Below are 21,876 nucleotides of genomic sequence, written 5' to 3'. Positions count from 1 at the left end.
GGCTCAGGCGAACGGCAGTCGGGCCTCGACGACCGCCGCGTAGACGTCGGCGGGAAGGGCAGCGCCCTCGCGCCGGACCGTGTCGGCGGCGATCACGAGCAGCCGGTTGAGCCTGACCTCGCTGGGGCGCCCGCGCGGGTCCCACGCCCCGGAGCCGACGTCCATCCAGAAGCGGCCGGCGGCCGCCTCCTGCGCGGCGTCGCGGTCGTGGTCCTTGCTGGTCATCACCAGGCAGTTGAGCAGCTGCTCCCCGGCGGACCCGGCTGCGGTGCCGATGACGAGCACCGGGCGGTCCTTGCCCTGCTGCGGGTCGTCCTCGTAGGGCACCCACGCCCAGACCACCTCGCCCGGGTCGGGGCGGCCGTCGGGGACGGGGGCGTAGGTCCCGTCGGGGACGCTGGTCGGGTCGCTGGTCGGGTCGGTCGTGTCGCTCATCCGGCGTCCTCCAGGAACTCGTCGAGCAGCCCGGGGGTTGCGGCCAGGGCGAGGGCGATCGCATCGGGCGCCGGGACGTCGTACACGGCGACCTGGCCGGTGCCGCCGGCGGTGGTCGCGGCGACGGTGACCAGGCCGGCGCGGCGCTGGAACCAGGTGGCGCGGAGGTTCCAGCCGATGACGTGGGCGTCGGCCAGCGCGTCACGTCGGCGCAGGACCGACCCGGACCGGGTGACCACGTGGCCGGCCAGGTGCGCGTGGCCCAGGGCGCGGGCGCGGTCGGCGGCGAGGGCGAGCGCGGCGGCGACCGCGACCAGCGGGAGGACGAGCAGTCCCGCGGATGCCCCGGCCAGCACCGCCAGGACCGGCAACGCCGCGAAGGGTGCCGCGCCCAGCAGGGCGCGGGTGAAGCGACGGGTGGTCGCGGCCCGGCCGTGGCCGCGCAGCGCGCCGGTCACGGGTGCCTGGTCGCCGAGGACGGCGCTCGTCGTGGTGACCGCGGTCGGGTACGGCGCCGGGGGGAGCAGCACGGTCGAGGACTGCTGGCTGCCGCGCAGCCCCGTCACGATCGCGTTGACGCGCCGTCCGCGGGCCAGCCGGAGCGCGGCCGGCTCGCCGATCGTGGCGCCGGCCAGCCGGGCGACGTCGATGCTGGTCTCGCGCTGGGTGAGCAACCCGCGGCGCACGTGCCAGGTCGCGCCCTGCCGGGCGAGCAGGAAGCCGCCGTTGACGACGAGGTACCCGACCACCGCGAGTGTCGCGACCAGCAGCAGCACGGCGACCGCGAGGGCGCCGACGACGCCGGGGGAGAAGACGTCGAGGTCGTCCTCGCTGATCCGGATGTCGACGGACTGCAGGAGCGGGGCCGTCGTACCGACGACCGCACCGGTGGCGACCAGCACGGCGCCGCTGAACGGGGCGTACCAGAGCCAGCGCGGCGAGAAGCGCGCCACCACCGCCTCCGGTACGACGCCCGGCAGGCCGGCCGCGTCCGGCGAGCCCGCACCCGCGCCCGTCGCCGGGGACGCCAGCAGCTGGGCGCGCAGCGCGCTCGCCTGCTCGCGGGGGAGGGCGTCGAGCAGCAGCCGCTCGTCGTCGTCGCTGGCCACGCTGCCGGTGCCGATCACGATCGCGGCGAGGCCGAGCACCCGGTGGATCGGGGAGGCGGTCAGGTCGACCGTACGGACCCGGTCGACCGGCGTCGACAGGTTGTGCCGCTGCAGCAGGCCGCGGCGCAGCTCGACGCGCGAGCCGGTGACGCGGTAGGTCGTCGTGAGGTAGCGGACCACGCCGAGGCCGACCGGGAAGCCGACGCCGAGGAGGGCCCACGGGCCGGTGCCCGACGCGCCACCGGCGACGAGCAGGCCGACCAGGACCGGAAGGAACTTGACGAGCTCGGTGATCGGGTGGACCAGCAGCATGCGCGGGTCCAGCCGCTGCCACGGCGCCTCGTCCGCGACGGGGAGGCTCACGTCGCGTCGCCCTCGACGAGGTCGGCCTTGCGGGTCAGCTCGTCGACCAGCCGGAGTGCCACGTCGCGGTCGAGGCCCTCGATCTGCAGCGGCCCCGCCGCCGACGCGGTCGTCACCGTCACGGTCGCCAGGCCGAAGAGCCGCGCGAGGGGACCCTGCGCGAAGTCGACCGTCTGCACCCGCGACATCGGCGCGATCCGGCGCTCGCGCGCCCACCAGCCGCGCTGGGTGTAGACCGCCGTCGCGGACACCTCCCAGCGGTGCACCCGGTAGCGCCACAGCGGTACGACGACCGCGAGCCCCACGCACCCGACGACCACCGCCAGCGCCAGCCCCCAGCGCAGGCCGCCCGGGACCCACACGAGCGCGGCGACGACGCCGACCACGACGGCGACGAGCGCCTCGATCCCCGCCTCGAGCTGCCACATCGTGCGGGCGCGGGGACTGACCCGGTGGGCGGGGTCGCGCAGCTGGCTCACGCGGCCACCCTACGAGCCGGATCCGAGCGCCGTGAGCAGGGACCTAGGTCCCGCACCGGCGCCGACGGCCCGGCTCGAAGTGACCATTGCGCCACCTCGTCCGGTCATGATCGGCGGGCTCCTCACGCAACGGCCTGCCGTCGTACACGGGCGTGCCTAGCCTGAGGACGTGCTGGACACCCTGACCCTCCGCGTCGCCTTCGGGTTGGTCGCGGCGTGCGTCCTGGTGCTCTTCTGGGGCGCGACCTACCGGTCCACCCGGTCGGCCTACAGCGGCTGGTGGTGCGTGTCCCTCGGGCTGTTCATCGTCAGCGCGTCGCTGTTCGTGCTCAACGGCACGCCGGTCCAGGCCGTCGCCAACCCGCTCGGCAATGCCACCGGCGTTCTCGGCGCGGGCTGCGTGTGGGCGGGAGCGCGCTCGCTGCGGGGCCGGGCCCTGCCGCGCTGGCAGCTCGCCGTCGGGCCGGCCGTGGTGCTGCCCGCGTCGCTGCTCGACGACCCCGCGCACGACGTGTGGGCCGGTGGTGCGTTCTACCTCGCCGGGATGGCGCTGCTGATCAGCCGCTCCGCCGTCGAGCTGTGGTGCCTCCTCGGCGAGCGGGACCTGGTGGCGGAGTCCCGGGCGCAGGTGCACTTCGCGGTGCTGTCGATGGCGGTCGCGTCGACCGCGATCGGCGCCTTCTACCTCGCCCGGACCGGCGTCTTCGTCGCCGTCGGGCCGCGGCACCCCGTCTTCCTCGCCGGCTTCGGGTCGCAGGCGACCACGCTGCTCACGATGATCCTGCTGGTCGTCGTCACCTTCGGCATGTCCGCGCTCAGCCACGAGCAGCAGACCTCCGACCTGCGCCGCCGTGCGACCCGCGACGGCCTGACCGGCCTGCTCAACCGCGACGAGTTCCTGCGCCTGGCGCGACGCGAGATCGCCACGGGCGGCCTCGGCCAGGCGCCCGCGGTCCTCGTCGCCGACCTCGACCGGTTCAAGGAGCTCAACGACGGGTTCGGGCACGCCGCCGGCGACAGCGCGCTGACCCGTTTCGCCGACGCCTGCGAGGAGGTCGTCGGGGCCCGCGGCCTCGTCGGTCGCCTGGGCGGCGACGAGTTCGTGCTGCTGACCCTCGACGACCGCGCCGAGCAGGTCGCGGCCGACGTCGCGCAGCACTACCGCGCGTCCGGCGGAGCGGAGCCGTCGACGGCGAGCTTCGGCCTCGCCGCGGTCCAGCCGGACGACGACATCGGACAGGCCATGGCCCGTGCGGACGAGGCGCTCTACCGCGCCAAGGCCGCCGGGCGGGCGCACGCCGTGCGCTGGACGGACCCGGCCGGGGAGGCCGGGCCGTCCGTGCGTCGTACGGCGTGACCTGCGTCCGCCCCGCGCAGCGGGCTCAGGCGCTGGCGTCCTTGATCTCGGCGACGACCTCGCCGTTGCCGATGGTGGCGCCGACCTCGGCGGTGAGGCCGGTGATGGTGCCGGCCTTGTGGGCCTTGAGGGGCTGCTCCATCTTCATGGCCTCGAGGACCACGACGACGTCGCCCTCGGCGACCTCCTGGCCCTCGGTGACGGCGACCTTGACGATGGTGCCCTGCATCGGGGAGGTGACGGCGTCACCCGACGCGGCCGCGGCGGCCTTCTTGCCGGCGGCACGCTTGGGCTTCTTCGCACCGGCAGCGGGACCGGAGGCGATGCCGCCCAGGCCGGCCGGGAGGACGACCTCGATCCGCTTGCCGCCGACCTCGACGACGACCTTCTGCTTCTCCTCGGGCTCGTCGGTCTCGCCGGCGGTGCCCTTGTAGGGCTCGATCTGGTTGTCGAACTCGGTCTCGATCCACGTGGTGTAGACGTCGAAGGAGCCCTCGCCGGTCGGGTTCGAGGAGGCGACCCAGGCGGGGTCGTTGACGATGACCTCGTCGAAGGTGAGCGCGGTGGGCATGCCGTCGACCTCGAACTCGGCGATCGCGCGCCGCGAGCGCTCGATGGCCTGGGTGCGGTCGCGGCCGGTGACGATCAGCTTGGCGATCAGCGAGTCGAACGCGCCCGGGATGGTCTCGCCGTTCTCGTAGCCGCCGTCGACGCGGATGCCCGGGCCCTGCGGCGGGTTCCACTTGGTGAGGGTGCCGGGGGCGGGCATGAAGTTGTTGCCGCCGTCCTCGGCGTTGATGCGGTACTCGATGGAGTGGCCGCGGACCTCGGGGTCGTCGTAGCCGAGCTCCTCGCCGGCCGCGATGCGGAACATCTCGCGGACCAGGTCGATGCCGGTGACCTCCTCGGAGACACAGTGCTCGACCTGGAGGCGGGTGTTGACCTCGAGGAAGGAGATCGTGCCGTCGGCGGCGACGAGGAACTCGCACGTGCCGGCGCCGACGTAGCCGGCCTCCTTGAGGATGGCCTTGGAGGACTCGTAGAGGCGCTTGTTCTGCTCGTCGGTCAGGAACGGCGCGGGGGCCTCCTCGACCAGCTTCTGGTGGCGGCGCTGCAGGGAGCAGTCGCGGGTGGAGACGACCACGACGTTGCCGTACTTGTCGGCCAGGCACTGGGTCTCGACGTGGCGGGGCTTGTCGAGGAACTTCTCGACCAGGCACTCGCCGCGGCCGAAGGCGGCGATGGCTTCGCGGGTGGCGGACTCGTAGAGCTCGGGGATCTCCTCGAGGGTGCGGGCGACCTTGAGGCCGCGGCCGCCGCCGCCGAAGACCGCCTTGATGGCGACCGGGAGGCCGTGCTCCTTGGCGAACGCGACGATCTCGTCGGCGGACTCGACCGGGTCCTTGAGGCCCGGGGCGAGGGGGGCGCCGGCGGCGAGGGCGATCTGCTTGGCCTTGGCCTTGTCGCCGAGGCCGTCGATGGCCTCGGGGGAGGGGCCGATCCAGGTCAGCCCGGCGTCGATGACGGCCTGGGCGAACTGGGCGTTCTCGGCGAGGAAGCCGTAGCCGGGGTGCACGGAGTCGGCGCCCGACTTCTTCGCGACGTCGATGATCTTGTCGATCACGAGGTAGGAGTCGGCCGGGGTGGTTCCGTCGAGGGAGTAGGCCTCGTCGGCGAGCCGGACGAACAGGGCGTTGGCGTCGGGCTCGGCGTACACCGCGACGCTGCCGATGCCGGCGTCCTTCGCGGCACGGATGACCCGGACGGCGATCTCGCCACGGTTGGCGACGAGGACCTTCTGCAACGGCTTGGTCTCAGGCACGCGGACTCTCCTGCTTCGGTGGCGTAACAACGGTTGTGCGACTGCCCGGGCAGTCTAGGGGCTACCTGCCGGGGGTCGACGCGCCCCTTCGGCACATGGACGCCGACGCCGTCCGCTGCGGCTTGGGTCCGGTGCCGGGGAGCGCTTAGCCTGCCCGCGTGATCCGCACCTACCGGCCCGAGTTCGACGGGCTCCGCACCGTCGCGGTCTACCTGGTGGTGCTCTTCCACTCCGGCCTGGCGCTCGCGACCGGCGGGTTCGTCGGTGTCGACCTGTTCTTCGTGCTCTCCGGCTTCCTGGTGTCGAGCGTGATCCTGGCCGAGGTCGAGCGCACGGACTCCTTCGCGCTGGGTCGCTTCTACGCCCGTCGCGCCCGGCGGTTGCTGCCCGCAGCGGTCGTCGTCGTGGTCGCCGTGGCCGGTGTCTTCACGGTGCTCTGGTCCGTGCCTGCCCGGATCTCGCTGGTCGGTGACGCGCGCTCCGCCCTGCTCTACTACTCGAACTGGCACTTCGCCGACGCCGCCGGCGACTACTTCGCCGCGGACAGCGAGAAGAGCCCCTTCCTGCACTTCTGGTCGCTGTCGATCGAGGAGCAGTTCTACGTCTTCTTCCCGCTGCTCGTGCTGCTCCTCGTGGTCCTCAAGCGGGTCGCGCTGCTCCGTTGGATCGTGGGCGCGCTGCTGGTCTGCTCCGTGGCCGCGCAGGTGTACTGGGCCGGGGTCGACGTGGACCGGGCGTACTACGGGACCGACGCCCGCCTCTACCAGCTGCTGGCCGGTGTGCTCCTGGCCCTGGCGCTGCAGCGGCGACCGCAGCCGACCCCGCGCCGCGTGGCCGTCGCCGCCGGGTGGCTCTCACTCCTGGCGCTGCTCGTCCTCGGCAGCGGCCTGCTCGACGTGTCGGCGTCGTGGCGCGGGCTCGGCGCCTGCGCCGCGGCCGTCGTGCTCCTCGGGGCGCTGGCGCAGACCGAGGGCGCCGCCCTGAACCGGGTGCTCGGCACGAGGATCCCGGTCTTCCTCGGCAAGATCTCCTACGGCACCTACCTGTGGCACTGGCCCGTCATCGTCGCGCTGACGACCGTCCTCGACTCCGGTCCGCTGGTCATCGCCGTCCTCGCCACCGGTGTCAGCACCGGCCTCGCGGCGCTGTCGTACGAGGTCCTCGAGATGCCGGTCCGCAAGGCGGCCGTGCTCGACCGGCTCCGGTGGTCCAGCGTCGTCGCCGGTCTCGCCGTGAGCACCCTGGTCGCCGTCGTCGTCGCGCCGGGCCTGCTCGAGCAGGACCGCCGGCCGGAGGTCGCGGCCGCGGCCGGGCCGGCGTCGGGCGCGCCCGGTGGCCGGGCGTCGGTGCCCGCCGACATCGACTGGAAGAAGGTCGTCGACGACCACGGAGCGGTCCAGTCGTGCACGGTCGACGACGTCGACGCCTGCCGCGATCACCGCGGCGCCGGCACCCGGGTGCTGCTCGTCGGCGACAGCCAGGCCCAGATGATGGTCCCGATGTTCCGCCGCCTCGCCCGCGACCGCGACTGGGACATGTCGTTCAACGTGCTCCCCGGCTGCACCTGGCAGGAGGAGCTCACGAACTCGAAGATGGGCGCCGAGGGCTCCGAGGACTGCCGCAGGGCACGAGAGGGCTGGTACGACGACGTGCTGCCCCAGCTCGACCCGGACGTCGTCATCCTCCTCGCCCGCCCGCGTGACGACGTCGAGGAGTGGGGCGACGTGGTGTCCCGCCGTGACGGCCCCCGCGAGCCGCTGGACAGGCTCACCTGGGAGACCACGAGCGCCACCCTGGAGAAGGTGAGCGCGCTGGTGCCCCACGTGCTGGTCGTCTCCCGGCTGGTGATGCCCGAGACCTTCGACCCGACCGACTGCCTGGCCTCGGCCTCGACCCTCGGCCAGTGCTCCGTGCCGGTCCCCGACGGCGGCACCCCGGTGGACGGCTACGTCTCCGCCGTGGCGGCCGAGCACCCCAACGTCGAGCTGCTCAACCTCAACCCGGCCTTCTGCGAGGGCGCACCGTGGTGCCTGCCGGTGGTCGACGGCCAGGTCGTCTGGCGCGACGACCACCACTACACGGCGGCGTACGTGAAGGCGCGCCAGCGCCCGGTGTGGCGCCTGCTCAGCCGGACCGGGGCGTTCGAGGGCTCCTGACGCCCAGCAGCACCGCGAAGGCGATCGCCTCGGCGACGAGGAAGGCGGTGCCGATGCGGTCGAGCGCGGCCAGGTCCGTCAGGAGGACCACGGCGGCGCCAGCCATGCCGGCCAGCCAGCCGACCGCGGCGATCCGGGCGTGCCCGTGGGCGATCGCAAGCACGGTCGCGACCAGGTTCGCGACGGCGAGCACGCTGCCGACCGCCAGCAGCGCGCTCGGCCGGCCGGGGAGGTCGGCGTCCGCGCCGAAGACGAGCCGGACGATCGGGGGAGCGACCCAGAGCCCGACGGCGACGGCTCCCGCGCCGAGCACAGCGGTGCCGGCGAGGAGCGTCCGGCGCAGGCGGCGTACCTCGTCGTGTCGACCCTCGACGACGGAGCGGGTGACGCGACCGGTCAGCTGCGGCACCACGCCGAGGGCGACGATGAACGGCGCGCGGTACACCGCCAAAGCCACGAACAGCGCGGTCACGTCCGTGGCCGCGCCACCCTGCACGGCGAGCACCAGCGGCCCGCCCGTCAGCACGAACTGGGCCAGCAGTTGGCCCGCCGAGGCGCCGGCCAGCAGCGAGAGCGCCGAACGTCGTGGGTCCGATCCCGGCTCGCCGGTGGCCGGGAGCGCGAGCGCGGAGGTCCACGCGAGACCGCAGGCGTGCCCCGCGACCAGGACGAGTCCGTAGGCGAGTGGGGAGTCGACGCCGGCCGCCCACAGGGCGATGACGCCGACGGTGCGCAGGCCGTTCTCGGCGACGATGGTCACGGCGAGGTCCCGGAACCGCTCGTGGGCGGTCAGCGCACCGCGGACCGCGCCCATCGCGAAGGAGCCGAAGGTCAGCGCCGCGACCAGCGCCGGGAAGCCGGCGTCGTCGCGGTGGAAGAGCGGGTCGCGCAGCAACCACGCCACGACCCCCGCCAGGCCGGCGACCGCGAGGCTCAGGCCGGCGACGGAGGGCAGCGCCGCCCGCACCGCCGCGAAGCCCCCGTGGGCCGCCACCGACCGGGCCATCCAGTGCTGGACCGGGAAGGTGATCGCCGCCGCCGACAGGCCCCACCAGGTCCACAGCACCGCGACCGGGGCGGCCTGCTCGGTGCCGAGGGCGCGGGTGGTGGTGGCGAAGACGACATAGGCCAGGGCGCCGGAGACGAGGGAGGCGACCGCGAGGGCGGACGTGTCGCGCCGGGCGCTCATCCGGCCGGCGTCAGGCGGTAGACGTCGAGGGTCCGGCCCGAGCGCACCTTCTCGGCGTACGGCGCCAGGTCGGCCGCGTGCGGGGCGTCGCGCCACACGACGAGCCAGCGCACGCCCAGGTCCCACAGGGCCGCGGCACCCTCGGCGCCGGGTGCGGTGAGGAAGCCGTCGTTGAGGGCGAGCAGGTCCTGGTCCCAGAACTGGTCGTCGCGGAACTGCGCGGTCCCGTAGTCGGGGTAGAGCGGGGCCACGCGGCGGTTGTAGGTCCAGCCCTCGATCACGACACCGCGCCCGCTGTAGGCGCCGATGAAGAAGCGCCGCCGGTCGCACGGGTCCGCGACCCGGCCGAGGCAGTGCTTGTTGGTGGCGACGAGGTCACCGCGCTCCGAGTGGTCGTGCAGCCAGCGCAGGACCCGGATGTCGGTGCCGTTGATGCCCGTGGGGATCGGTCGGTCGGAGGCGATCGCGGTCGGGCGCTCCCACTCGACGACCGCGTGCGCGGTGGGCACCACGCCGGCGGCCAGCAGCGCGAGCGCGGCCGTCGCGACGAACCCGGCCCGGCCGGCCCCGCTGGCGCGGCTGGCGGCGTACGCGCCGGCGGCGACGAGGGCGAGCAGGACCGCGACCGACAGCAGGGCCCCGCCGGCACCGGGCGCACGCCCGTGGTCGAAGGCGAGCAGCGTCGCCTGCAGCGCGACCGGGCCGGTCACGACCCCGGCCAGGACCAGGCGGGGGCGGGCCCCCGCCCGCTCCCAGAGCACGACCGTGCCCCACACCCCGGCGAGCGCCAGCAGCGGCTCGGCCGCCTTGTAGAAGTAGCCCTGGGAGCCGCCCGGGTGCGTCAGCGCCACCACGGCGCCCACGCCGGCGACGCCGCCGCCGAGCAGCAGCCAGGTGACCGGGTCGGTGCGGGTGCCCCGGTCGACGGCGAGGGCGAGCCCGCCCAGGAGGGCGAGCACGAGGGGCAGCGTCGCGAGGACGAGCACGAGGACGCCCAGGGCGCTGGCGAGCTCCACCTCCCGGCCGAGCAGGCCCTGGCTGCGCGCGGCGACGTAGTCCGCGCCGAGGTCCAGGCTGACGCCGCCGTCGCCGCCGCCGAACATCAGCCGGTTGAGCACCAGGAGCGTCACCCCGGCCAGGAGAGCGTCGGCGCCGACGACCCGGAGCGCGTCACGCCGGCGCACCAGGAGCAGCACACCGGCCGCCGCGACCGCTCCGGCGACGAGCACGGGGAGCATGCTGCCCTTGGAGCCGCCGGTCACGACGAGGAGCAGGAGCAGGACCGGCAGGCTGGCCCGGGCGCCGACCTCCCCGCGCCAGCGGAGCACGAGGACCGCGAGCAGGGTGAGCAGCACGAGCAGCCCGAACTGCTGGGTCGGCGACATCGGCGACGCGAGCGGGTTGCTGAGCCCGGACACGCCCCAGGGGCGGACGTCGAGGAGCAGGAAGGCGACCGCCGCGGCTGCGGGCCCGGCCCAGGCGCGCCCGGTGATCCGCACGGCCACCACCGCCGTCGCCAGGGGGACGACGACCGCGAGGAGCGCCGGGTTGAAGCGCCACAGCAGCTGGTCGACCCCGGTGTCCGAGACGGCGGAGACCTGGGCCGTCCACGCGTGCGCGAACCAGTGGTAGGTGAGCCGCTCGGCCGCGACCTGCGGGTAGTGCGGCGGGAACCGCTCGGAGACCGCGTGGGCCAGTGCGGAGTGGTAGGGCAGGTCGACGTACTGGACCGTCCAGCCGCGGACGTCGAGGCGCTGCGCCCAGGCGTCCCAGGCTCCGAGCGCCGGCAGCAGCGCGCTCGCGGACGTCGCGGCGCCCCACAGCCAGGGGAGCGGCTCGCAGCGTCGGGAGAGGACGCGGGCGCGGGATGCCGGGACGGCCAGCACGCTCGCCCCGACCAGCAGGGGGAGTGCGATCCCCAGCGCCGGGACGCCGACGACGACCGCCAGCACGTGCCCGGGGACCGCCAGGGCGAGGCCGATCCCGAGACCCATGACGACGTCCTCGACCAGCCAGCCGCGCTCGGGGCGCACCAGCCGCCACACGACCGCGCCGGGGAGCAGGTGTCCCACGGCCACGACGAGGCCGGCCCGCGCCAGGGCCAGGTGGCCGGTGTCGGGGCCGGTGGCGATCTGGAGGAGGGCGAGCAGGGCCAGCACGGGCGGCGCCAGCACTGCGACCTCGCGGGCGAGTCCGGTCCGTGGTGTGGTCATCGCCGGGCAGTATGCCACCGGCTCCGGTGCACGCCATGGCCGATCACGGTTCGAGGCAGGACCGCTCACGCGGTTATCCTCGTGCGGACCTCGACCCCTGGAAGGGATGGCGCTGCCGCCGATGACCACTCCGGCCCTGCTCGACCGTGGGCGGTTCCGCTACTCGCTCGTCGTGCCCGTGTTCAACAGCGAGGCGATCGTCGGGACGACGGTCGACCGGATCGTCGAGACCTTCGAGGGGGCGGGCCTCGACTACGAGGTCATCCTCGTCAACGACGGCAGCCGCGACCGCAGCTGGGAGGTCATCTCCGAGAAGGCGCGTGCCAACCCGCGGGTGGTCGCCCTCGACATGCTGCGCAACTACGGGCAGCACAACGCCAACCTCGCCGGCTTCCGCGAGGCCACCGGCGACTACGTCATCACCCTCGACGACGACCTGCAGAACCCGCCCGACCAGGCGCTGGTCCTCATCGACGAGGCGATGACCGGTCGCGACGTGGTCTTCGGGGAGTTCGAGCGCAAGCAGGCGGCCGGCTACCGGCGCATCGGCAGCCAGCTGATCTCGATGATGAACCGCAGGATCTTCGGCCAGCCCACCGACCTGGCGGTCTCGAACTTCCGGATCCTGCGCCGCGACGTCGTCGACCGGATCAACGCCTCCCGGACGGCGTACCCCTACATCACCGGGCAGGCGCTGCTCTACTCCAGCAACCGCTCCAACGTGACGGTGCGGCACGAGCCGCGCGCGGTCGGCAAGAGCAACTACTCGCTGGCCCGGATCCTCAAGCTGGTCTTCACGATCCTGTTCTCCTACTCGTCCTTCCCGCTGCGCGTCGCCGCCATGGCGGGCTTCGCGGTGGCCGGGCTGGCCTTCCTCATCGGCATCGTCTACCTGCTGCGCGGCCTGTTCTTCGGCAGCGACGTCCAGGGGTGGACGACCCTGGTGGTCCTCCTCGCCGTGTTCAACGGGTTCATCATCGGGATGCTCTCGATGCTGGGGGAGTACGTCGTGCGCACGCTCAACGCCGTCAGCGCCCACGAGAGCTACCACGTCGTGAAGCGGGTCAGCGCCGGATGACCCGCCACCTCCTCGTCATCGGCGGCCAGCGCTGCGGCACGACCTACCTCGCGGGCCTGCTCGACGCGCACCCCGACATCACCATGGCCCGCCCGGCGCGGCCGGAGCCGAAGGTGTTCCTCGACGACGCCATCCTCGGGGCCGGCCTCGACGGCTACCGGCGCACCTTCTTCGCCCACGCCGCCGGTGAGGCGGTCCTCGGCGAGAAGTCCACCAGCTACATCGAGCACCCGTCCGCGATCGGCCGGGCCCAGGCGCTGCTCGGCACACCGGTGGTCGTCGCCCAGCTGCGCGACCCGGTCGCCCGCGCCGTCTCCAACTACCGCTTCACGCACGGCTTCGGCCTGGAGGAGCGCACGCTGGAGCAGGCCCTCAGCGACAACCTTGAGGGCTCCCGCCCCTGGGACCCGACGCTCACCTCCGTCTCGCCGTACGCCTACCTCGAGCGCGGCCGGTACGTCGACCACCTCGCCCCCTGGCTCGAGGCGTTCCCCGACAGCTCCCACGTCTGCTTCCTCGAGGAGGTGACCGACGCCGACCTCGGCGCTGCCGCCCTGGCGGCCGTGTACGACGCGGTCGGCGTCGACCCCGCCAGCGCTCCGCCGCCCCCCGACGGACCGGTGAACGCGTCCTCCGGCGACGAGCCGGACCTCCCCGCCGACCTGGTCACCGCCCTGCGCGACCACTTCGTCGACAGCGACCTCGCCCTGTCCCGGCTGCTCCACCGGGACCTGCCCTGGGCGACCCGAACCACCACCGGCACCACCACGGAGGCACGATGACCGCCCAGGACACCATCCGCTTCAACGTCCCGGCGATCGAGGGCCGCGAGCTGGAGTACGTCCGGACCGCGCTCGACGGCGGGCACACCTCCGCCTCCGGGCCGTTCTCGAAGAAGGTCGGTGCCCTGCTCGCCGAGGCGAGCGGGGCCACCGAGGTGCTGCTGACCACGTCCTGCACGGCCGCCCTCGAGCTGGCCGGCATGCTCACCGACATCGGTCCCGGCGACGTCGTCGTGGTCCCCGACTTCACCTTCACCACGACCGCCCTGGCCTATGCCCGGGCGGGTGCCACGCTGCGCTATTGCGACATCGAGCCGCGGACCCTCGGCATGGACCCCGAGCACCTGGCCACGCTCATGGACGAGCGGGTGAAGGCCGTCGTACCCGTGCACTACGCGGGGGTCGCGTGCGACCTCGACGGCATCCGCAAGGTGCTGGCGCAGTGGCCGGGTGCGACGCTGATCGAGGACAACGCGCACGGTCTCTTCGGGACCTGGCACGGCCAGCCGCTCGGCAGCTTCGGCCGCTTCGCCACGCTGAGCTTCCACGAGACGAAGAACTTCATCTGCGGCGAGGGCGGCGCGCTGCTCATCAACGACCCGGCGGACGTCGACCGGGCGCGGGTGCTCTTCGACAAGGGGACCAACCGGCAGGCCTTCTTCCTCGGCCAGGTCGACAAGTACTCCTGGAAGGACACCGGGTCCTCCTTCGGTCTCTCCGACACCCTCGCCGCGCAGCTCTACGGCCAGCTGGAGATGCACGACCAGATCCTCGGCAAGCGCGCGGCGGTGTGGAACCGGTACGCCGAGCTGGTGGCCCCGGTCGCCGACGAGTTCGGGCTGACGCTGCCGGTCGTGCCGGAGGGTGCGCGCCAGGCGTTCCACATGTTCTACCTGCTCTTCCCCGACCAGGCGCTGCGCGACAGGGCGCTGGCCGGGATGGGGGCGCGCGGGGTGAAGCCGACCTTCCACTACGTCCCGCTGCACAGCTCGGACGCGGGCCGGCGCTTCGCGGACGTGCCCGGCGAGTGCCCCGTGTCCGAGGACGTCTCGGGCCGGCTGCTGCGGCTGCCCTTCTTCAACAACCTCACGGCGGAGCAGGCCGACCGGGTCGTGGGGGCGCTGCGGGCATCGTTGCTCGACTGACCTCTTTCGGGGGTTAGCAAACGTTAACCTGACGTCGTAGGATGCTGGCATGAGCCAGTTCGAGCTGTCGCGCGAGCACGAGGAGTTCCGGCGCACCGTCCGGGACTTCGCCGAGGCCACCATCCGCCCGCACGTGGCGGAGTGGGACAAGGCCCACCACTTCCCGACCGACGTGGTCCAGAAGATGGGGGAGCTGGGGCTGTTCGGCCTCACCGCCCCCGAGGAGTACGGCGGCGCCGGGCTCGAGGCGGCGGACGGCCCGTTCACCTCGCTGTGCCTGGCGATCGAGGAGCTCGGCCGGGTCGACCAGTCGATGGGCGTGACGCTCGAGGCCGGTGTCGGCCTGGGCATCAACCCGATCCTCACCTACGGCAGCGACGAGCAGAAGAAGACCTGGCTGCCCGACCTGGTCACGGGCCAGCGGCTCGCCGGCTTCGGCCTCACCGAGCCGGGTGCCGGCTCCGACGCCGGCGCCACGAAGACCCGCGCCGAGCTCGACAACGGCGAGTGGGTGATCAACGGCGGCAAGCAGTTCATCACCAACTCCGGCTCCGACATCACCAGCCTGGTCACGGTCACGGCCCGCACCGGCGTCTCCGAGTCCGGCAAGCCCGAGATCTCCGCGATCATCGTCCCGGCCGGCACCCCCGGCTTCGTCGCCGAGCCGCCCTACGACAAGCTCGGCTGGCACATCTCCGACACCCACCCGCTGTCGTTCACCGACTGCCGGGTCCCCGAGCACAACCTGGTCGGCGACCGCGGCCGCGGCTACGCCCAGTTCCTCGCCATCCTCGACGACGGCCGGGTCGCGATCGCGGCGCTCGCCGTCGGCCTGATCCAGGCCTGCGTCGACCTCTGCGTCGAGTACTCCCTCGACCGCCAGACGATGGGTGGCCCGATCGGCCGCAAGCAGGGTGTCGCCTTCCAGATCGCCGACCTCGAGGTCATGCTGCACGCCTCGCGGATGCTGACCTACCGGGCCGCCGCGATGAAGGACGCCATGGAGGGTGGCCGCGGGCCGTCGCTCAAGGAGTTCAAGCACGCCGCGTCGGTGGCCAAGCTCTACGCCACGGAGTCCGCCGTGACCGCGACCCGGATCGCCACCCAGGTCTTCGGCGGCTACGGCTTCATGGAGGAGTACCCCGTCGCCCGGTTCTACCGCGACGCCAAGATCCTCGAGATCGGCGAGGGCACCTCCGAGGTGCAGCGGATGCTCATCGCGCGGGGCCTCGGCCTGCCGGTCGAGTAGTCAGGTGCGGTGCCGGCCGCGCGCCCGACCCGGGTGCGCGCGGCGGTGCCGCAGCACGACCAGGCCCAGCACGGCGAGCCCGCCGGCGATCGCGGCCGCCGCCAGCCCCCGCCCGCCCAGCGGTACGACGGGATCCTCGGCCGGCTCCGCGACCGGCTCGACCGCGGCGGGCTCGCGCAGCGTGCCGTCGACGAGCCGGGAGGTCGCCTGCGGGCCGACCAGACCGGTCGCCGGGGTGTAGGCGGGCAGGCCGTCGCCCGCCGCGCCGGTCGTGTGCAGGGTGAGCGTCGCGGGCACCCGCAGGCCGGCGGCGCCGGGACCGGCCTCGTCGGTGCCCGTCCAGCGGACCACGACGTAGTGGATGCCGGCGAGCGCCTCGGTGGTGAAGGTCGCGTCGTAGGAGTCGCGGTTGCCGTAGGCCACCACCTGCGACTGCGCCCCGATCCGCAGCGGTCCGCGGCCGTCGAGCGGGACCGTCCAGTCGTCGGGCCGGCCGGCGGTGAACGACACCTCGCTGGTGCCGAGCAGCGGGCTGACCACGTCGACGGTGATGCCGTCGGGCGTGGGAGAGCCCGCGGGGAGCCGGGCGTCGAGCTGGGCCTGCAGCGACTGGTCCCAGTCGAGCGGGACGGCGAGCACCGCGGTCCGGCCGGGGCGCAGGACCACCGCGTAGCTGCCGTCGCGCACGACCGGGGCGTTGGTCGGCGTCGTACCGACGGGGACGTCGCGGGGCGCGGTCGGCGTGAGCGGGGCCCACGCGAGCGGCTCGGGCTCGGGCAGCAGGTCGAGGTTGTAGTCGGACAGCGGTGGCTCCTCGTAGACGAGCAGCTCGACGTCGCGGCCGGCGTCCGCCGGGTCGTCCGCGGCGCCGAGGGTCAACCAGAGCCGGTCGGCCGTCGCGCACCGGTGGTCGTCGACGTCGGTCCACGTGGACACATTGGTGAAGAGCACGGGATCGGTCTCACCGAGGGTCGGCCGGAAGACGCCGCCGCTGCCGCAGCCCTTGTCGCCCGGCGTCGTACCGACCTCGATCCGGACACCCTCGCCCACCGAGTCGCCCGCGCCGACGAACATCGCGGCGACGTGGAAGGTGCTGCCCTCGGCGGTGCGGGGCAGGACGTAGGAGAGGCCGCCCCGCGGCGGCAGGTGGTCGAGATAGCGACCGGTCGTCAGCTCGGGCGCGCCGTCGGGGCCTGTGCTGCCACTGACCGGGGTGCCGGCGAGAGCGGGCCCGGGGTCGTCGTCCGGAGCTGCTGCCGCGGGTGCCGCCGCCAGGAGGACGACGGTGGCGAGGGTCGTCAGCGCGCCCAGAGACCGGTCCACGAGTGCCCGAGCTCCCTGACCAGGCCGCGGAGCAGCGGCAGGCTCACGCCGACGACGTTGTGGTGGTCGCCCTCGATGCCGGTCACGAAGCCACCGCCGAGGCCGTCGACGGTGAACGCGCCGGCGACGTGCAGCGGCTCGCCGGTCGCGACATACGCCTCGACCTCGTCGTCGGTCACGTCGGCGAAGTGCACCGTGGTCGACGCCGTGGCCGCGGCCTCCCTGCTGCCAGCGACGTCGCGCAGGCAGTGCCCGGTGTGCAGCACACCGGAGCGCCCGCGCATCGCCTGCCACCTCCGGACCGCCTCGTCGGCGTCCTCCGGCTTGCCCAGCGCCTCACCGTCGAGCTCGAGGACGGAGTCGCAGCCGAGCACGAGCGCGTCCGACGCGATGTCCTCGCCGCCCGCGACGGCGCGGCACTTCAGCTGGGCCAGGCGCAGCGCGAGCTCGGCCGGCGGGACGCCCGAGACCTGGGACTCGTCGACGCCGGAGACGACCACCCGCGGCTCGAAGCCGGCGCTGCGGAGGGTCGCCAGCCGGGCGGGGGACGCGGAGGCGAGGACGAGCTGCGGCACCCGCTCACCCTAACCAGCGGGTCGGCGCAACCTTTCGGCGCACGTGCGGGTCGTACGGATGACACGATGCGCAGCGATCCAGGAGGTGCGGTGGCCGAGGAGCCAGAGGACCCGATCCAGCGGTGCTTCGACGCGAGCTACCGCCGGTTGGTCGGCCAGCTGTACGCCGTCTGCGGTGACCTGACCGAGGCGGAGGAGGTGGTGGCCGAGGCGTTCGCGCGGGCGGTCGCCTCCCGTCGTACCTTCGAGCGGGTGGAGCGGCCGGAGGCGTGGCTGCGCACCGTCGCCGTCAACGTCGCGCGCACCCGCCGGCGCAGGTCGGCGATCGCCGAGCGACTGGGCCGGCGTCCCGGTCCGGAGGTACGACGTGACGCCGACCTGTCGGACGACCGGCTCGCCCTGGTCGCCGCCCTGCGGACGCTGCCGGCCGCGCAGCGCGAGTCGCTCGCGCTCCACTACCTGGCGGACCTCCCGGTCGCGGAGGTCGCCGAGACCCTCGGTGTCGCGGTCGGGACCGTGAAGGCGCGCCTGAGCCGCGGCCGGATCGCGCTCGCCGCGGCGCTCACCACCGACCCCCTCGTCCACGGAGGCTCCCGTGACTGACGTCGACCAGCTCTTCGGCGACGACGCCGCCGTCGTCGCCCGCCAGGCCGCCGAGGCGGCCACCGTCCCGGACTTCGCCGTCCTCGCCCGCCGTGGTCGAGCCCGCCGTACCCGCCGCCAGGTCGCGGCCGTCGGCGCCGCCGCCCTCGCGGTCGCGGGCGTGATGGGGGTGGTGCAGGTCGTCGGTGGCGAGGACACCTCCGGCCCGCCCGATCCGGTCGGTCCCGGGCCGACCACGACCAGCGACAGCACGTCCGAGGCCGCGCTCGCCGCGTTCGTCGATGGACAGGACGGACCGCCGTTGGCCCTGGCCGTGGCGCCGGGCGACACCGACGCGATGGCGACGCTGTGGCAGGACGGCGAGGTGCGCGACGTGCTCGCCGTGACCGACGACGGGTTCGCCACCCGGCGGCTCATCGAGCTGCCGTCGGGGTCGCAGGTCACCGCGGGTCCGGAAGGGCGGTTCGTCGTGCGCCGGGGGTGGGGCGACTCCAGCATCGCCCTCGTCTCGACGGACGGGCGCGAGGAAGCGGTCCGCATCAGCGGGGCTGAGGGGCCGCTCGCCGCGGGGGAGGTCCCGGTCGACACGCTCGACCCCGACACGGCGGAGCACCGGCTGGTCGCGGTCGGCAGCGACGGCACGGGACACCCGGTCACCGCGCCCGACGGGCTCCAGCAGGTCACCTGGTTCGGCCTGCGGTTGGCCGGGTTCGCCTCGGCGGCGGACGGCATCGACTACCACTGGAGCGACGACGGCGGCACGACCTGGCAGCGTCACCACCTGTCCGGCTCCTTCCTGCCGGGGCTCGTCCTCACGGCCGTCGGCCAGGACCACGCCGTGATCGAGGGCGGGGACGGCGCCACGCTCTTCCCGCTGGACGTGGTCGACCGGGCTCCGTCCGCGACGCCGGCCGACTGGACCCGCACCCCGATCGACGTGCCCGACAGCCACGTCACCACGACGGCCGCCTGGCTCCAGGACGGGGAGGTCCGCGTGCTGGCCACCCGTTGGGACGACATCGGGCAGGGCTTCGATGCCGGAGTGTGGCGCGTCGTCGGTGACACCCTCGAGCCGGTCGCCAGCGACCAGCCGGGTGTCACTGGGAACTCGGATGCCGCTCCGCTCCTCGTCGAGTACCTCGACGGTCCCGTCCTCTGGGTGCCCGGTGCCGACGGCGAGGTGTGGCGCAGCGCCGACGGTGGGAGCCACTGGGAGCGCTTCGCGACCCGGTGAGCTCACGCCCGGGTGAGCGCCATCCCCAGCCACCCCGCCAGTGCGTCGAGCTCCGCCTCCACGGCGTCGCCGATCGCGGGCTCCCACGGGAAGTCCTCGTGTACCGCGTGGACGCGGAGCAGGCCGGCCTTGCGGTCGGCTTTCGCGTCGAGCTTCCCGACCAGCCGGTCGTCGTACACGATGGGGAGGGCGAAGTAGCCCCAGCGGCGCTGGGCCGCGGGCTTGTACATCTCCAGGACGTAGTCGAAGCCGAAGAGCTCGCGGGCGCGGTCGCGGTCGTAGACGAGGCGGTCGAAGGGCGAGAGGAAGGCGCAGCGGCCCTCGAGCGGCTCGTCCGCGGCTGCCAGTGCGTCCGGGTCGACCCGCCACTCGCCGTCGACCCCCTCGACGGTCGCCGGCTCGCCGGCGCCGCCCGCGCCCAGCTCCTCGCCGCCGTTGCCCTTGGCGGTCGCGCGGGCGATGCCGAGCGACGCCAGCCGCCGTCGGTCGAGCGCGGCCCGCGCGTCGTCGTACGACGGCACGACCAGGTCGGCGGGGTAGACCCGCTCGGCGAGGTCGTAGACGCGGAGCCGGCCGCGGCGGCCGCTGATCGCGACGTCCCCCAGCAGGGTGAGCATCTCCAGCATCCGGTTGACGTTCTTGTCGTTGTTCCAGCCGCTGGATGCCCACGGCTCCTGGCAGGTGTCGGGGATCTCGGCGGCGGTCCGCGGCCCCTCGGCGGCGAGCTGGGCGAGTACGTCGGCCCGGAACCGGTCGTTGGCCGCCACCCAGGCCAGGACCCGCGGGTGGAGGTCGGCGGTGGTCGTGGCGAGCACGAGTCCGATGTCGTCGACGGGCCGGACGAAGGACGAGTGCTCGACCAGCGAGCGCTCCGTCTCGAGGGCGAAGGTGAGGTCGGAGTGCTCGTACTCGTCCCCCAGGCGCGACCACAGCACGAGGTCCACGCTGGGCGCCACGGCGGCGGTCGGGTCGACCTGCAGCAGGGTCAGCTCCTCCACGACCTCGGCCACCGAGCGGCTGCGCCGCGCGTCCAGGAGCTGGGCGCGCAGCGCGATCCGTCGCGCCTGGCCGGGGTCGAGGTGGGTCACAGCCGGCCCAGCGCCGCCTTGAGCGGGTCGAGGCCGATGGAGCCGAGGTTCAGCGCCGCGGTGTGGAAGGCCTTGAGGTCGAAGTCGCTGCCGTGGCGGGCCTGGGCGTCGGCGCGGGCGTCGAGCCAGATCCGCTCGCCGACCTTGTACGACGGCGCCTGGCCCGGCCAGCCGAGGTAGCGGTTGACCTCGAACCTCAGCGCCCCGTCGTCCATCCGCGAGTGCGCGCGCATGAACTCGAGGACGCGGTCGGCGTCCCAGACCTCGCCCGGTCGCCAGCCGAACGGGTTGTCCTTCGGCACCTCGAGCCCGAGGTGGACGCCGATGTCGACGATGACGCGCGCGGCGCGGAAGCCCTGCATGTCGAGGAAGCCGAGCCGGTCGCCCGGGTCGTCGAAGTAGCCGAGCTCGTCCATCAGCCGCTCGGCGTAGAGCGCCCACCCCTCGCCGTGGCCACTGACCCAGCACAGCAGCCGCTGCCAGCGGTTGAGCAGCTCGGCCTGGTGCACGACCTGCGCGCACTGCAGGTGGTGGCCGGGGACGCCCTCGTGGAAGACGGTCGTGGTCTCGCGCCAGGTGGAGTAGTGCTCGTGGTCGTCGGTGAAGGAGAACCACATCGTGCCGGGGCGCGAGAAGTCCTCGGAGGGAGGGGAGTACCAGGCGCCGCCGTCGTTGATCGGCGCGACCTTGCACTGCAGGGTGCGGATCGGCTCGGCGATGTCGAAGTGGACGCCGTCGAAGGCCCGGAGGATCTCGTCGGACTTCGCCTGCATCCACGCCTGGAAGGCCTCGCGGCTCCCGCAGTCGCGGTCCGGGTCGGCGTCGAGGGCGGCGACCGCGTCGGCGACGGACCCGCCGCCGACGATCCGCTGCGCGGTGGCGGCCATGTCGTCCTCGATCCGCTTGAGCTCCTCCCAGCCCCAGGCGTAGGTCTCCTCGAGGTCGACGGCCGCGCCGAGGAAGTAGCGCGACGCCAGCGCGTAGGTCTCGCGGCCGACGCCGTCGGTCTCGCGGCCCCTCGGCTGCAGGTCGGTCTCGACGAACCGGCCGAACTCCGCGTACGCCGCCGAGGCGGCCTGCGCCGCCGTCGTCAGCGCGTCACGGGCCGACTCCGGCGCCTCGGCCACCGCCCGCAGGAAGTAGTCGCCCGCGGCGCCCTCCTGGCCGGTCCAGCCGCGCACCTGGCTCGCCACCTCGGCGTACTGCCTCCGGGCGGAGACGCGACCGGCGGCGGCCTCCTCGAGGAGCGTCGTGCGGTAGCCCTCGAGCGCTGCGGGGATGGCGGCGAGCCGGTCGCCGATGGCGTCCCAGTGCTCGGCGGTCTCGGTCGGCATCAGGTCGAAGATCTCGCGCACGGCGTGGGCGGCGCTGCTGATGACGGAGAACTCGCTGCGCTCGACGCCGGCGTCGGCCCGCTCGACGGTGAGGCCGACCCGCTCGAGGAAGGCGTTCTTCGCGACCTCCTCGCGCTCGTCGGCGCTGGCCAGGGCCGCGACGTCGGCCAGCGCGCGGCGGTGCAGCTCCTCGCGGGCGGCGAAGCCGTCGGGCGAGAGGTCCGGCAGCTCGCCCTCGTGGCCGGGGATGCCGGCGTAGGTCGCGGTGAGCGGGTCGAGCGCGGCCAGGTCCTCGACGAACTGGTCGGTGCGGGCGTCCACGAGTCGCGTCATGCGGGCGAC

The 21,876-nt window shown here is 73.9% G+C and carries 18 protein-coding genes; 8 read left to right on the top strand and 10 right to left on the bottom strand.

Annotated features, from left to right (window positions below; genetic code table 11):
- Positions 1-3: 3 nt before the first annotated feature.
- Genes BJ993_RS03670 through BJ993_RS03660 form a run of 3 tightly spaced genes read right to left on the bottom strand, consistent with a single transcriptional unit; the run spans position 4 to position 2,386 of the window.
- Positions 4-435: a type II toxin-antitoxin system PemK/MazF family toxin gene (locus BJ993_RS03670; RefSeq protein ID WP_179647775.1), complete on the bottom strand. Its 432-nt coding sequence runs from the start codon at positions 433-435 to the stop codon at positions 4-6.
- Positions 432-1,907, bottom strand: coding sequence for a PH domain-containing protein (locus BJ993_RS03665; RefSeq protein ID WP_179647774.1), 1,476 nt, complete (start codon positions 1,905-1,907; stop codon positions 432-434). Before BJ993_RS03665 ends, BJ993_RS03670 begins: the two co-directional genes overlap by 4 nt.
- The gene (locus BJ993_RS03660) at positions 1,904-2,386 is read right to left on the bottom strand and encodes a PH domain-containing protein (protein ID WP_242530306.1); all 483 of its coding nucleotides are present in this window, start codon (positions 2,384-2,386) and stop codon (positions 1,904-1,906) included. The genes BJ993_RS03665 and BJ993_RS03660 overlap by 4 nt, the downstream gene beginning before the upstream one ends.
- Positions 2,387-2,555: 169 nt before the next feature.
- On the opposite strand from BJ993_RS03660, the gene BJ993_RS03655 reads away from it, so the two are divergent.
- A complete protein-coding gene (locus BJ993_RS03655) occupies positions 2,556-3,743 on the top strand; it encodes a GGDEF domain-containing protein (RefSeq protein ID WP_051931579.1) in 1,188 nt (395 codons plus the stop codon).
- A 25-nt stretch (positions 3,744-3,768) separates the two neighbouring features.
- Here the strand turns inward: BJ993_RS03655 and BJ993_RS03650 are convergent, their stop codons facing one another.
- Positions 3,769-5,565: an acetyl/propionyl/methylcrotonyl-CoA carboxylase subunit alpha gene (locus BJ993_RS03650; protein ID WP_179647773.1), complete on the bottom strand. Its 1,797-nt coding sequence runs from the start codon at positions 5,563-5,565 to the stop codon at positions 3,769-3,771.
- A 158-nt stretch (positions 5,566-5,723) separates the two neighbouring features.
- On the opposite strand from BJ993_RS03650, the gene BJ993_RS26475 reads away from it, so the two are divergent.
- A complete protein-coding gene (locus tag BJ993_RS26475) occupies positions 5,724-7,721 on the top strand; it encodes an acyltransferase family protein (protein ID WP_179647772.1) in 1,998 nt (665 codons plus the stop codon).
- Here the strand turns inward: BJ993_RS26475 and BJ993_RS03640 are convergent.
- Together BJ993_RS03640 and BJ993_RS03635 are read right to left on the bottom strand one after the other, a co-directional pair.
- A complete protein-coding gene (locus BJ993_RS03640) occupies positions 7,690-8,910 on the bottom strand; it encodes a lipopolysaccharide biosynthesis protein (RefSeq protein ID WP_179647771.1) in 1,221 nt (406 codons plus the stop codon). The two genes, BJ993_RS26475 and BJ993_RS03640, sit on opposite strands and share 32 nt — an antisense overlap.
- Complete coding sequence (locus tag BJ993_RS03635; RefSeq protein ID WP_179647770.1) at positions 8,907-11,123, bottom strand: hypothetical protein; 2,217 nt, start codon at positions 11,121-11,123, stop codon at positions 8,907-8,909. Before BJ993_RS03635 ends, BJ993_RS03640 begins: the two co-directional genes overlap by 4 nt.
- A 121-nt stretch (positions 11,124-11,244) precedes the next feature.
- On the opposite strand from BJ993_RS03635, the gene BJ993_RS03630 reads away from it, so the two are divergent.
- From BJ993_RS03630 to BJ993_RS03615, 4 genes are read left to right on the top strand one after another with little or no spacing between them, the layout of a single operon-like run.
- Positions 11,245-12,201 (top strand): glycosyltransferase family 2 protein, encoded by a 957-nt coding sequence (locus BJ993_RS03630; RefSeq protein ID WP_179647769.1) that lies wholly within the window; start codon positions 11,245-11,247, stop codon positions 12,199-12,201.
- Entirely contained in the window at positions 12,198-12,983 is a 786-nt protein-coding gene (locus BJ993_RS03625) for a sulfotransferase domain-containing protein (RefSeq protein WP_179647768.1), read from the top strand. The genes BJ993_RS03630 and BJ993_RS03625 overlap by 4 nt, the downstream gene beginning before the upstream one ends.
- A complete protein-coding gene (rffA, locus tag BJ993_RS03620; protein ID WP_179647767.1) occupies positions 12,980-14,128 on the top strand; it encodes a dTDP-4-amino-4,6-dideoxygalactose transaminase in 1,149 nt (382 codons plus the stop codon). The genes BJ993_RS03625 and rffA overlap by 4 nt, the downstream gene beginning before the upstream one ends.
- A 49-nt stretch (positions 14,129-14,177) precedes the next feature.
- Positions 14,178-15,377, top strand: coding sequence for an acyl-CoA dehydrogenase family protein (locus BJ993_RS03615; protein WP_036541239.1), 1,200 nt, complete (start codon positions 14,178-14,180; stop codon positions 15,375-15,377).
- Here BJ993_RS03615 and BJ993_RS03610 read toward each other — a convergent pair whose 3' ends face one another.
- Together BJ993_RS03610 and BJ993_RS03605 are read right to left on the bottom strand one after the other, a co-directional pair.
- Positions 15,378-16,700: a hypothetical protein gene (locus BJ993_RS03610; RefSeq protein WP_179647766.1), complete on the bottom strand. Its 1,323-nt coding sequence runs from the start codon at positions 16,698-16,700 to the stop codon at positions 15,378-15,380.
- The gene (locus BJ993_RS03605; protein ID WP_179647765.1) at positions 16,676-17,275 is read right to left on the bottom strand and encodes a Maf family protein; all 600 of its coding nucleotides are present in this window, start codon (positions 17,273-17,275) and stop codon (positions 16,676-16,678) included. Before BJ993_RS03605 ends, BJ993_RS03610 begins: the two co-directional genes overlap by 25 nt.
- A 90-nt stretch (positions 17,276-17,365) precedes the next feature.
- On the opposite strand from BJ993_RS03605, the gene BJ993_RS03600 reads away from it, so the two are divergent.
- Together BJ993_RS03600 and BJ993_RS03595 are read left to right on the top strand one after the other, a co-directional pair.
- Positions 17,366-17,878, top strand: a complete 513-nt coding sequence (locus tag BJ993_RS03600; protein WP_308645464.1) for a sigma-70 family RNA polymerase sigma factor — start codon at positions 17,366-17,368, stop codon at positions 17,876-17,878.
- Positions 17,871-19,112 (top strand): hypothetical protein, encoded by a 1,242-nt coding sequence (locus BJ993_RS03595; RefSeq protein ID WP_179647763.1) that lies wholly within the window; start codon positions 17,871-17,873, stop codon positions 19,110-19,112. Before BJ993_RS03600 ends, BJ993_RS03595 begins: the two co-directional genes overlap by 8 nt.
- Positions 19,113-19,114: 2 nt before the next feature.
- On the opposite strand, the gene BJ993_RS03590 is transcribed toward BJ993_RS03595, so the two are convergent.
- Positions 19,115-20,200: a DNA glycosylase AlkZ-like family protein gene (locus tag BJ993_RS03590; protein WP_179647762.1), complete on the bottom strand. Its 1,086-nt coding sequence runs from the start codon at positions 20,198-20,200 to the stop codon at positions 19,115-19,117.
- Positions 20,197-21,867 (bottom strand): DUF885 domain-containing protein, encoded by a 1,671-nt coding sequence (locus tag BJ993_RS03585; protein WP_179647761.1) that lies wholly within the window; start codon positions 21,865-21,867, stop codon positions 20,197-20,199. Before BJ993_RS03585 ends, BJ993_RS03590 begins: the two co-directional genes overlap by 4 nt.
- Between the last annotated feature and the right edge of the window lie 9 nt (positions 21,868-21,876).

The sequence above is a fragment of the Nocardioides aromaticivorans genome, from assembly GCF_013408525.1.
Classification (GTDB): Bacteria; Actinomycetota; Actinomycetes; order Propionibacteriales; family Nocardioidaceae; genus Nocardioides; species Nocardioides aromaticivorans.
This window is presented reverse-complemented; position numbering and strand designations above follow the sequence as displayed.